The sequence below is a fragment of the Rhizobium sp. UBA1881 genome (genome assembly GCF_002338015.1).
Lineage (GTDB): Bacteria > Pseudomonadota > Alphaproteobacteria > Rhizobiales > Rhizobiaceae > Rhizobium.
In genome coordinates, this window is record NZ_DDHH01000135.1 from 5,162 (window position 1) to 16,576 (window position 11,415).

The 11,415-nt window shown below is 60.6% G+C and carries 11 protein-coding genes; 1 reads left to right on the forward strand and 10 read right to left on the reverse strand.

Annotation, left to right across the window (positions count from 1 at the left end; genetic code table 11):
* Positions 1 to 92: 92 nt before the first annotated feature.
* From B3605_RS16515 to B3605_RS16560, 10 genes are all read right to left on the reverse strand, one after another.
* Complete coding sequence (locus B3605_RS16515) at positions 93 to 488, reverse strand: DUF1622 domain-containing protein (RefSeq protein WP_113010563.1); 396 nt, start codon at positions 486 to 488, stop codon at positions 93 to 95.
* 45 nt (positions 489 to 533) lie between these two features.
* Complete coding sequence (locus B3605_RS16520) at positions 534 to 1,211, reverse strand: YoaK family protein (protein WP_113010562.1); 678 nt, start codon at positions 1,209 to 1,211, stop codon at positions 534 to 536.
* Positions 1,212 to 1,537: 326 nt separating this feature from the next.
* Positions 1,538 to 1,792, reverse strand: a complete 255-nt coding sequence (locus tag B3605_RS16525) for a formate dehydrogenase subunit delta (protein WP_112819887.1) — start codon at positions 1,790 to 1,792, stop codon at positions 1,538 to 1,540.
* Positions 1,793 to 1,795: 3 nt separating this feature from the next.
* Positions 1,796 to 4,675, reverse strand: coding sequence for a formate dehydrogenase subunit alpha (fdhF, locus tag B3605_RS16530; protein ID WP_183795203.1), 2,880 nt, complete (start codon positions 4,673 to 4,675; stop codon positions 1,796 to 1,798).
* 234 nt (positions 4,676 to 4,909) lie between these two features.
* Positions 4,910 to 6,466 carry a formate dehydrogenase beta subunit gene (locus tag B3605_RS16535; RefSeq protein WP_183795201.1) on the reverse strand — a complete coding sequence of 519 codons (1,557 nt, stop codon included), beginning with the start codon at positions 6,464 to 6,466 and terminating at the stop codon, positions 4,910 to 4,912.
* Positions 6,463 to 6,942: a formate dehydrogenase subunit gamma gene (locus B3605_RS16540; protein ID WP_112941194.1), complete on the reverse strand. Its 480-nt coding sequence runs from the start codon at positions 6,940 to 6,942 to the stop codon at positions 6,463 to 6,465. The genes B3605_RS16535 and B3605_RS16540 overlap by 4 nt, the downstream gene beginning before the upstream one ends.
* A 159-nt stretch (positions 6,943 to 7,101) precedes the next feature.
* Positions 7,102 to 7,998 (reverse strand): LysR family transcriptional regulator, encoded by an 897-nt coding sequence (locus tag B3605_RS16545; RefSeq protein WP_296435101.1) that lies wholly within the window; start codon positions 7,996 to 7,998, stop codon positions 7,102 to 7,104.
* Between the two features lie 126 nt (positions 7,999 to 8,124).
* Positions 8,125 to 8,412, reverse strand: coding sequence for a hypothetical protein (locus B3605_RS16550; protein ID WP_296435102.1), 288 nt, complete (start codon positions 8,410 to 8,412; stop codon positions 8,125 to 8,127).
* Between the two features lie 160 nt (positions 8,413 to 8,572).
* Positions 8,573 to 9,433, reverse strand: coding sequence for an urea carboxylase-associated family protein (locus B3605_RS16555; protein ID WP_112819877.1), 861 nt, complete (start codon positions 9,431 to 9,433; stop codon positions 8,573 to 8,575).
* 36 nt (positions 9,434 to 9,469) lie between these two features.
* Entirely contained in the window at positions 9,470 to 10,174 is a 705-nt protein-coding gene (locus B3605_RS16560; protein ID WP_210297260.1) for a GntR family transcriptional regulator, read from the reverse strand.
* 398 nt (positions 10,175 to 10,572) lie between these two features.
* Here B3605_RS16560 and B3605_RS16565 point away from each other — a divergent pair, with 398 nt between their 5' ends.
* Positions 10,573 to 11,358, forward strand: a complete 786-nt coding sequence (locus B3605_RS16565) for a transporter substrate-binding domain-containing protein (RefSeq protein WP_183795199.1) — start codon at positions 10,573 to 10,575, stop codon at positions 11,356 to 11,358.
* Positions 11,359 to 11,415: the final 57 nt, after the last annotated feature.

Here is an 11,415-nt window from a genome sequence, read left to right on the forward strand (position 1 = left end):
AATGTGTCGAGGCCAAATTCGAGGGTTGAAGTCATTGGTTTTCCTGCTGGTTTTGTGAATGATTAGGAGTGGACGCACTATCGCCCTTGTGGTCAACGGGGTTCCGTGCCGCCTTTCGACGCCCTGGACCATGGCCACTGACCGTCGATCTCGGCTTCCAGAGAGAAGCTGAGAAAGGTCCTGATCAGGACGATCAGCCCGAGCAGGCCGACGCTTTCCCAGGTCAAGGGCGATATGATAGTCGCGATAATGTCGGCGCCGATCAGGATTTCGAGCCCGAGCAAGATGCCGCGTCCAAGGTTCGCGCGATATCTGTCGTAGGCGTCATGCTTGGCAGGTGACATCAGATCTCGCGCGTAACTCACCGTCGCGACAACCACGCCGACCAGAATGACGCCGACACCGAAGAATTCGAGGCCCGATGCCATCGGCTTGAGGATCGGTGCGATCAGACTTGCCAACCCGCCGACTTCGCCAATTGTGTCCATTGCGGTCTTCCTTCTTCTTTGGTCCAATAGTCGTGAGAGTGAGAATTATGCGTCGGCACCTGCAGTGCTGGCGAAGAGTGCGATTGTGGCCAGAATGGCTGGCAGGGTGAAGGCTGCGGCGGGAGCAAACATGTAACCGGCGGCACCGAGGCCACAGCCGAGTGCGAACGTGACAACGGCCATGCCCATTTTCAAGATCCGTGCCTTCAGTGCTGCCGTCTCTTCCGGTTTCGCGCTGACCAGGAGATCTGCTAGATCGAGCATGATCTGCGTTGTCGTTCCGGTCATCAAGGTTGAGGGAGGCGCCTTCGACAGATGGGCTCTGTGCAGCCCGTTTTGGATGGCCATCGCGCAAACGAGAGCAAGTCCGACGACAAGCGTCACGATGTTTTCGTCCGCGTGAAATGGCCCATGATAGAGCGCGAAAATCGCGACACCGGCGAGGAAAGCCAGCTTCACGATCAGCATCGGGCGGATCGGGGAACGATCCACAGCCTGCAATTTCAAACACGTCAGGCGCGATGCGAAGACGACGAAGCAGAACACGGGAAGTGCCAATAGCTTCGACAACGCTCCGCCCAGACCGAGTGCCGCCGTTGCGCCGAGCGTGACGAAGTTCCCGGTGACGTGGGCGGTGAAGAGACCCGATAGCGCTAGAAAACCGAGCGTGTCCACATAGCCTGCGTTGAAGCTCAGGAGTTGGGGTAGGGAGGGCAACTTCATGATCTCAATCTCAATTCTCAAGTGGCGACGAGCTGAACGGCGGCCTGAAGCCGCCCTGGCGAACCTCGCGTTCGTCTGATGAGGAGATATTGAAGGGAAGAGCTCGCGCAAACAATTGCACGAATGATTTCGATTTAATTGCGCTAGCTGCAATTATCAGGCCGCTTCAGTTCTAACGAACCGAGCTCGATTGGTAATCGCGTGTCACCTTCAAGTGCGCTGGAGGATGCTGGATGGTTGGGAGGTGATAGCCGAAGCGCATGACCTCTGTCGGCGCAATGGCGCCGTTATCTTCGATGCTATCTGCATCGGCGGGATGGTGTTTGTCAGACGGTCGTTTCCGTACTGGGTGTTTCCGACAACGGCCGTTTGATCAGCGACACGGCCCGCAACACCAGGGGGCTCAGCCCGTTTTCATCCTGCTCCAGTATCTCGAACAGTTGCCGGCGCATGCGCGGCTCCCAGAACTTGTTGATATGCGAGGCCACACCCTGTGCGGCCTCGCCTTCGGGCTGGGTCGCGAAGAAGCCCGCGATTTGGTTGGCCATATAGACGAGCTTGTCGTTGGTGCTGTGTGACATGGTTTACTCCGCCGCTTCGAGCTTGCCCGAGATCCGTCGGCTCTGCCGCGCCTGCTCATCATACTCGACCTGCCAGTCTGTCGGGCCGTTGGAAGGTGAGACCTGGACCGCGGTCACCTTGTACTCGGGACAGTTGGTTGCCCAGTCGGAGAAGTCGGTGGTGATCACGTTAGCCTGCGTGTCCGGATGGTGGAAAGTTGTATAGACCACGCCGGGCGAGACGCGATCGGTGATCAGCGCGCGCAGTGTCGTGTCGCCCGAGCGGCTCATCAGCTTCACCCAGTCGCCATCGCGGATGCCGCGCTGTTCGGCATCATGCGGATGGACCTCCAGCCGGTCCTCGGAGTGCCATACGACATTCTCGGTGCGGCGCGTCTGGGCTCCGACATTATATTGGCTGAGAATTCGCCCTGTCGTCAAAAGCAGCGGGAAGCGCGGGCCGGTGCGTTCATCGGTGGCGATGTATTCGGTGCGGATGAACTTGCCTTTCCCACGCACAAAACCATCGACATGCATGATCGGCGATCCCTCGGGGTGCGCTTCATTGCACGGCCACTGCACAGACCCCATCTTTTCCAGATAGTCGTAGGAGACCATTGCGAAGCTCGGCGTTGTTAGCGCGATCTCATCCATGATTTCGGACGGATGCTCGTAGTTCCAGGCAAGGCCGATCGCCTGCGCCAGCTTTTGCGTCACTTCCCAGTCAGCATAGCCGTTCTTCGGGCTCATGACCTTGCGCACGCGGTTGATGCGTCGCTCGGCATTGGTGAATGTGCCGTCCTTCTCGAGGAAACTCGAGCCCGGCAGGAAGACGTGCGCATAGTTTGCCGTCTCGTTCAGGAAGAGATCGTGGACTACGACGCATTCCATGGCCGCCAGCCCCGCCGCCACATGCTTGGTGTCAGGGTCGGACTGGAGGATGTCCTCGCCCTGAACATAGAGCCCTTTGAAAGACCCATCGACGGCGGCATCAAGCATGTTGGGAATGCGCAGGCCAGGCTCGTCGCTGATTTTGACGCCCCAGAGCTTCTCGAAGATGTCGCGTGTCGCATCGTCGGAGACATGGCGATAGCCCGGCAATTCGTGCGGGAAGGAGCCCATGTCGCAGGAACCCTGCACGTTGTTCTGGCCGCGCAAGGGGTTCACGCCGACGCCGGGACGGCCGATATTGCCGGTTACCATTGCAAGGTTGGCGATTGCCATGACCGTTGTCGAGCCCTGGCTGTGCTCGGTTACGCCAAGCCCGTAATAAATCGCGCCATTGCCGCCTGTGGCATAGAGGCGGGCAGCTCCGCGAAGCATATCTGCAGGCACGCCGGTCAGCGCCTCAGTCGCCTCGGGGCTATGGTTTGGCTCGGCCACGAACGCCGCCCAGTCTTCGAACTCCGACCAGTCGCAGCGCTCGCGGATGAAGCGCTCGTCGAACAGCCCTTCGGTGACGATCACATGCGCCAGCGAGGTCATGACCGCGACGTTGGTGCCCGGCTTCAGCGGCAAATGATAGGCTGCCTCGACATGCGGCGAGCGAACGATATCGGTGCGGCGCGGATCGATGACGATCAGCTTGGCGCCCTGCCGCAGCCGCTTTTTCAGGCGAGACCCGAAAACCGGGTGCCCATCCGTTGGATTGGCGCCGATGATGACGATCACATCGCTCTTTTCGACGCTGTCGAAATTCTGTGTGCCGGCCGAGGTGCCGAAGGCCTGGCCGAGACCGTAGCCCGTCGGTGAATGACAGACGCGGGCGCAGGTGTCGACATTGTTGTTGCGGAAGCCAGCGCGAACAAGCTTCTGCACGAGGTAGGTCTCTTCATTGGTGCAGCGAGAGGAGGTGATGCCGCCGATCGAATCGCGGCCGTACTGGTACTGGATACGACGGAACTCGGAGGCCACATGTGCGAAGGCCTCCTCCCAGGTCACTTCGCGCCACGGATCGGTGATTTTCTCGCGCACCATCGGGTTCAAGATGCGGTCCTTGTGGCTGGAATAGCCGTAGGCGAAGCGGCCCTTTACGCAGGAATGCCCGCGGTTGGCCTGCCCATCCTTCCACGGCACCATGCGCACCAGTTCTTCGCCGCGCATTTCCGCCTTGAATGAACAGCCGACGCCGCAATAGGCGCAGGTGGTAACGACCGAATGCTCGGGCTGGCCGATCTCGATCACCGACTTCTCGGTCAGCGTCGCGGTTGGGCAGGCCTGCACGCAGGCGCCGCACGAGACGCATTCCGAAGAGACGAAATCCTCATGCATCCCGGCCGAAACCCGCGAGCCGAAGCCCCGGCCCTCGATGGTTAGCGCGAAGGTGCCTTGCACCTCCTCGCAGGCGCGCACGCAGCGCGAACAGACGATGCATTTGGCCGGATCGAAGGTAAAATAGGGATTGCTTTCGTCCTTCGGCGCCCACTTGGCATTGAGCCCGCCATTATCGCGCGCCTTGACGTGGTTTTCGCCATCGTAGCCGTAGCGCACATCGCGCAGACCGACGGCGCCGGCCATGTCCTGCAGCTCGCAATCGCCATTCGCAGCACAGGTAAGACAGTCAAGCGGGTGGTCGGAGATATAGAGTTCCATCACGCCGCGGCGGACGTCCTTGAGCCGGTTCGTCTGCGTCGAAACCACCATGCCAGCCGCAACCGGCGTGGTGCAGGACGCGGGCAGGCCGTTGCGTCCCTGGATCTCGACAAGACAGAGCCGGCAGGAGCCGAAGGCGTCGATCATGTCGGTGGCGCAGAGCTTCGGGATCTCGATGCCTGCATCCATCGAGGCACGCATGATCGAGGTACCCTCGGGCACAGTGATCTGGTTGCCGTCGATGGTGAGCGTCACCATGATTTCGGAGGCGGAGGCCGGCGTGCCGTAGTCGATTTCATGAACGAGGGACATGGTGTGCCTCCTGTCTGGACCTGTATGAACGGTTTGATGCGATGGGATCGAGGCCTCTGCGCCGAGCGCTGTTCGCCCAGCGCGAAGTCTCCCGCGCAAGCCGTGAGATTGGCTCTGCGCATCCGTCCAATCCGCTGGGGCAGGCTGGCGCTGCGCCGGCCACTTTATGATCTACCTGCATGTTCGGTTGAGCGTCGGCAGCGTAAAGCGGGGTTTGGGTAGCGTCAGCGCGCATCATTCCGCAGCCTCCACTATCGACCCAGGCGCAAAATCGTCAGGAAAATGCGCCATGGCGCTCAAGACGGGATAGGGCGTGAACCCACCGAGCGCACAAAGCGAACCAAACTTCATTGTGTTGCACAGATCGGCCAGCAGCGCCCGATTCTTATCCGGCTCGATACCTTTGGCGATCTTGTCGGCCGTCTCCACCCCGCGTGTCGAGCCGATGCGGCAGGGCGTACACTTGCCACAGCTCTCCACGGCGCAGAACTCCATCGCAAACCGCGCCTGCTTCAGCATGTCGGCGCTATCGTCAAAGACAACGATCCCTGCATGCCCGATCAGCCCGTCCTTGGCAGCGAAGGCTTCGTAGTCGAACGGCGTGTCGAACAGCGCGCGTGGGAAGTAAGCGCCCAGCGGCCCGCCCACCTGCACCGCCTTGACCGGCAGTCCCGATGCGGTGCCGCCGGCGATGTCGTCGACGATTTCTCCCAAGGTCAGCCCAAAGGCCGCCTCATAAAGTCCGGGATGCTTCACATTGCCGGCGATCTGCAGCGGGATCGTGCCGCGAGAACGGCCCATGCCGAAGTCGCGATAATGGGCAGCTCCCTTTTCCATGATCACGGGCACGGAAGCGAGTGAGATCACATTGTTGATGACGGTGGGACAGTCGAACAGCCCCTTATGCGCCGGCAGTGGCGGCTTGGCGCGCACGACGCCGCGCTTTCCCTCCAGGCTGTTTAGGAGCGCCGTTTCCTCGCCGCAGACATAGGCGCCGGCGCCAGCACGGATCTCGATGTCGAACGCCTTGCCGGAACCGAGTACCGAAGGGCCGAGCACGCCAGCGCGCGCCGCGATCTCCACCGCCTCCGTCATGGCGGCAATCGCATGCGGATATTCCGAGCGGATATAGACGAAGCCTTTGGTGGCACCGGTCGCGAGCCCCGCGATCACCATACCCTCGACGAGCACGAAGGGGTCGCCCTCCATGATCATTCGGTCGGCGAACGTACCGCTGTCGCCTTCGTCGGCATTGCAGACGATATATTTTCGCGCTCCCGGTGCATCGAGAACGGTGTTCCACTTTATGCCCGTCGGAAAACCCGCGCCGCCGCGGCCTCGCAGACCGGATTGGGTGACGTCACTGACGATATCGGCCGGCTGCATCGTGACGGCACGACGCAGGCCGCAAAGCCCGCCATGCGCCTCATAATCGGCAAGCGACAGCGGGTCGATCACGCCGCAACGGGAAAATGTCAGTCGTGTCTGTTGCTTGAGAAACGCGATCTTCTCGACCGCGCCAAGACAGAGCCGGTGATCGCCGCCAGATATCATCCCCGCGTCGAACAAGGACGCCACATCGCTCGTCTTCACAGGGCCGTAGCCGATCCGCTCGCCGGCCACCTCGACTTCGACCAGCGGCTCGAGCCAGTGCATGCCGCGCGAACCGTTGCGCACGATGACGGCATCGATCCTGCGATCGGCGATCTGCCTGGCAACCGCATCTGCGACCTTGTCGGCACCCAGCGCCAGCGCTGCCGCATCGCGCGGAATATAAATCCGAACGCTCATCGGCGTGCCTCCGCGATCATCTCTTCGATATCGGCGAGATCGACCCGGCCATGCACCTCGCCGTCCAACATCGCGGACGGCGAGCACGAACAGAGCCCGAGACAGAAGACCGGCTCCAGCGTTATCGCCCCATCCGGCGTCGTGCCATGCCAATCGATGCCGAGCACCGCCTTCACCCGATCGGCCAGACGGTCCGCGCCCATCGACTGACAGGATTCGGCGCGACAGATTTTTAGCACATGTCGGCCGGCCGGGTGGTTGCGATAGTCATGATAGAAGGTAACGACACCGTGGACTTCGGCCCGCGACAGATTGAGCCCCTGCGCGATAACGGGAAGCGCCTCAGATGGCACGTAGCCAAACACGTCCTGGATCTCGTGGAGGATCGGCAGCATCGGCCCCTCGAGCGTCTTGAGACGCTCGACGATATCACGCACCCGGTCGGGAACATCGCCGTTGGCGACACGAATATTCATCAGCGGCCCTCCCAGACCAACAGCGACGCTCACAGACGTTCGGCAAGCCTCCTCCAGAAGCCGTTGGCCGACGATGTGGAACCGTCAAATCACTATAGAACTTTCTCAGGGAAGGACGAAGCGATCAATAAAGCTGCCCCGTCGGCCGATAGGATTTTCCTATTGAACGTCCGGCTTGTCGGTGAGTATGCGCGCCTCGTGAAGCAGCGCGGAGACCAGAGGCGTGAAGGGCTCACGGTGCGTTGCGACCAGGCCGACGACATGATGCGCCTGCGGCTCGGTAATCGGGATCATCCGGATTTCGGCGGGAAAGCCGAATGATTTCGCGACATTGCGCGGCATGATGCTGGCCCATCGGCCGGTACGCACGTGCGAAAACAGGACGATCATCGAGTTGGATTCGAGGGTGGGCTGCGCCGTTACCCCCGCATGCGACAGCAACTGATTGATAATACGTCGATTTTGCATGTCGGCTGTCAATAGACAGAGCCTGATGTCGCCGACCTCTTTCCAGGTGACTCTTTCGCGATCGGACAACGGGCTACCTGCGGCGGTGATGAGATTATACTGTTCGGCATAGAGCGGAACGCTCGTCACGCGCCCGAGCGGCTCGTTTTCGAGATAGGTTATACCGGCATCGATCTCCAGGTTCTCAAGCATGCTGAGCACCTGCAATGAATTGCGCGAGACGATCGAGAAGGTGACGTCTGGGTGGCGCTCCTGAAAGGGCGCGGTCAGCTGCGGTAGCATGGAAAGCGCCGTCGGTATAGCGGCGATCCTTATATGACCGGCAAGGCCAGCGCGCGCAGCGCGCATTTCCTCGCGCAGGGTGCGAGCATCACCAACAATTCGACGCGCCCATTCGAGCACGCGCTGACCTTCCGGTGTCAGGCCCTGAAAACGCGAACCGCGCTGCACGAGAATGACGCCCAGCTGATCTTCCAGCTGGCGAATGGCTGCGGAAAGGGAGGGTTGGGATATGCCGCATTCCTGGGCAGCACGGCCAAAATGCTTTTCGGTGGCAAGCGCGATGAAGAATTCCAGTTTGTCGATCATGCGGCCTCCCTGCCGGAAGCGAGCTTATCGCCACAAGATCAAATCGTGAAGTCTGTAATCGTCGCAACGAGCCCTGCCATGCGCGCAGCATGGCAGGGCTCAATGCACACTTCGTTTTAATGCGCCTTAGTTACAGACGCGTACCGACTCGACATGAGATCCGCCATCATAGGCGTTCTCGACCTCGCGATCCTCATACCAGCAACGCGGACGCGGCGGTGGCGGATCGACGTAACGGGGGCCGGAGTTCGCGATGGCGCCACCAATCAGTCCGCCAACGACGCCTGCGGCAACTCCGCCGGCGATAGCGCGTCCTGTGTTGTCATGATGATGGTGGTCGCGCGCCATCACCGGGCTAAAACCTCCGACGAGTACCATTGTTGCAGCAAAAACTGCGGCTAACGTCCTTTTCATCGGACCGCTCCTTTCTGAAAATCATAGTAACTCAACGTCGCAAACGCGGATTGGTTCGATCTCTCAAGGGAGCAAGGCTTTCCGGTGCATAGCCACGCCTCAGCCAAAAACTCCCGCGAACATGTCGCGGGAGCCTGTCATCGGATGCTCCTTGCGTGGCTCAAAGGCCGTGCGTGCCGTCATAGCCGTTGACCTTAGGCGCGCTCCAGTCTTGCGGGGTGCGGGCCGGCTTGTAGATCTCGACCACCAGCGGATAGCAGGCGACAGCGTCTGAGGAATGCTCGGACGAGCAATCGCCGCCGGGGCAGGCCGACATGCAGCCGAGAAGATCAATCTCGGCGAAGAACTCGAGATAATCGCCGGGGCGAACAGGGCTGGCCTTCATGAAATACTGACCGGTATCACGCGTGAAGCCTGTGCACATGAAGACATTGAGCACGTCGTGAATGTAGGTGCCAGCCTCCTGCAGCGATTTGCCAGTCTTCGCGGCAAAAGCGCGCGTGAGGTTGGAATGGCAGCAGTGGTGATACTGGCCGCCGTTGCTGAGCAGATTGTGCGTATAGGGGTCGCAGCGCGTTCCGATGACGTCGTGAACCGAGCCACCAAATTCGTCGAAGCCATACCAGTCGAGCGTGTCGTGGGTGATCGTCGCAATCGGGCGCAGATAGGGCATATTGGAGAAGAGCTGGTCGCCTAGGCCGACATGTGTGCCGTTCAGCGCCCGGGTCTTGCCGGTGAAGAGGCGTTCTTCGAGGTTGTTGGCGTTAAAAAGGTTCAGATCGCCCACCTGCGAGCCTTCACTTGAAAGGATGCGGCAGAAATGGCCGGCAGGTACGGTCCAGCAGGCCGCATCACGCGGGGGCACGACCACGCGCTCGACGAACTCCAGATCGTCGCGCAACGCGCGGTACGCCGCAAGGTCCGGGCGGGGCAGCGTCTCGACGGGATAACAGATCACCGGCTTGATCGCCTTGCGGCTTGCTGCGTCTTGCGGTGTGCTGGTAATCGGCTGGGGCTTCATCCGTCATTTTCTCCTGATATGCCGGGCGGGCTGCCGTCAATCGGCGGGCGCCGCCAATGTTTTGGTGGGGCGGGGCAGGCTTTGCGCGCGGGCAGCTTCCAGCACCACACGTTCGGATTCCTGCAAATAGAGTTCAAGTGCTCGGGTGGCTGCCGTGCGGTCGCCATCGCAGAGCAGACCGCAAATCTCTACATCGCGTGCCACCCACGGCTCCTGGAACCGGCGAGCATCTGGCGCCAGCGAGAAGGCGAGGCGGGCCTGGGCTGCGACAGTCGCAAACACGTCGTTCAATCGCGGGCTGCCGATGAAATGGACGATCTGCTGGTGAAATTCCAGCGAAGCGGTGCCGCACTGCTGCCAGTCCTTGGCAAGCGCAGCGCGCTGAACCGCCTCGACGCGGGCAACGAGTTCGGACATCGCCTCCTGCGAGGCATAGGCGCTGCATGTAACACCGCGCAGTTCTAGCGTCATGCGGATCGCATAGATCTCGCTGATCTCGGTTGAATTCAGCGCCCGCACTGTCGCGCCGTAATGGGCGCGATGTTCGATCAACCCCTCTGCAACCAGATCGCGCAGCGCCTCACGCAGCGTATTGCGCGAAACGTTCAGCGCCTCCGCCCACACAACCTCACGCAGCGGTGCGCCGGGCGCAAGCTCTCCACGCAAAATCTTGTCGCGCAGCAGGCCAGCGGCGGTCTGCGTCAGGACAAGCGGTCGGTCGGCGGGATTCTGGTTGCTCAATGCGGTCTCCTTGGTCCATGATTTTTGTTGAACAACTTACGCATGTCAAGAGAGGCGCTGCGCCCATATCGGGATGTCGACCCTGGTGCGTGAGATTTTCAGGGGCGCCATGGTCATGGGGTCTTTCCTTCGATGAGCGCCGGATCCAGCGCATGCTGCTTGTGAACTGGATGTGTCGTTGCGGCGTGTTTTTTGGTCTATTGACATGCTGTCGCCGAAGAATCTCGTTTTATTTCGACATTTCAGTTGCTTGCCCGGTGCACGTCAAGCGCCTTTGCCGAGACGCGGGCTATCGATCTGCTCAAAATCCGCCCCTTGATGAAACTTTATGCATAGCAGGGGATTGCAGTCTCAAAATTGTTCAACAAAAATGAGCCATCAATCGAGAGGAACAGTCCGTGAAAAAACTCCTTGCTGGTATCATCATGTTGGCGGCGCCCCTGACCGCGGCCCATGCGGAAACGCTGAAGATCGGTGTCGATCTCACCTATCCGCCCTACAATTACTTCGACGACGCCAACCAGCCGGCCGGCTTCGACGTCGAGCTGATGAAGCTGATCGGCAAGAAGACGGGCAGCGACGTTTCCTTTCATGACACACGTTTCGAAAACCTGATCCTCGGCGTTTCAAGTGATCAGTTCAACGTCATCGCCTCCACGCTTTACGTGACGGCGGCGCGCGCCAAGCAGATCGACTATATCCCCTACATGAAGACGGGCGTCTCGATCGCGGTTTCGGCGGCCGGCGGCCAGAGCTTTGTCAAGCCTGAAGACCTTTGCGGCAAGCGCGTCGGCTCCATCAAGGGTGCGGCCTGGATCCCGGAACTCGAGAAGCTGAACGCATCGGTATGCTCGGCCAACCCGATCGATTCCCGCGAATTCCCAACTTCGCCCGAGGCAACCCAGGCCGTGATGTCTGGTGGCGTCGATGCTCAGCTGGAAAACTCGGCGGTGCTTGCCGATGCCGCCAAGAAGCTGAACGGCCGCCTGAAGGTCACCTCCACCGAACAGCTCTACCCGGTTATTGTCGGCTTCGGCGTGAAGAAGGGCAACACTGTGGTCGCATCGTTCCTGCGCGATACGTTGGCGAAGCTTGACGGCGATGCCGACTACGAGGCGCTTTTTGCCAAGTACGGCGTGGCCAAGTCGACCGAAGCCGAATTCAAGGCGGCTGTCGGGCAGTAAGCGTTGCGGGCGGGCGCCGGTGGGGCGCTCGCCTGACCAATCAACACCGGAATGCGC

Bases quoted from the DNA above. Each gene is read 5' to 3' on its own strand.
- fdhF (WP_183795203.1), bottom strand. From the start codon at position 4,675: ATGTCCCTCGTTCATGAAATCGACTACGGCACGCCGGCCTCCGCCTCC.
- B3605_RS16520 (WP_113010562.1), bottom strand. From the start codon at position 1,211: ATGAAGTTGCCCTCCCTACCCCAACTCCTGAGCTTCAACGCAGGCTAT.
- B3605_RS16535 (WP_183795201.1), bottom strand. From the start codon at position 6,466: ATGAGCGTTCGGATTTATATTCCGCGCGATGCGGCAGCGCTGGCGCTG.
- B3605_RS16555 (WP_112819877.1), bottom strand. From the start codon at position 9,433: ATGAAGCCCCAGCCGATTACCAGCACACCGCAAGACGCAGCAAGCCGC.
- B3605_RS16545 (WP_296435101.1), bottom strand. From the start codon at position 7,998: ATGATCGACAAACTGGAATTCTTCATCGCGCTTGCCACCGAAAAGCAT.
- B3605_RS16550 (WP_296435102.1), bottom strand. From the start codon at position 8,412: ATGAAAAGGACGTTAGCCGCAGTTTTTGCTGCAACAATGGTACTCGTC.
- B3605_RS16540 (WP_112941194.1), bottom strand. From the start codon at position 6,942: ATGAATATTCGTGTCGCCAACGGCGATGTTCCCGACCGGGTGCGTGAT.
- B3605_RS16515 (WP_113010563.1), bottom strand. From the start codon at position 488: ATGGACACAATTGGCGAAGTCGGCGGGTTGGCAAGTCTGATCGCACCG.
- B3605_RS16525 (WP_112819887.1), bottom strand. From the start codon at position 1,792: ATGTCACACAGCACCAACGACAAGCTCGTCTATATGGCCAACCAAATC.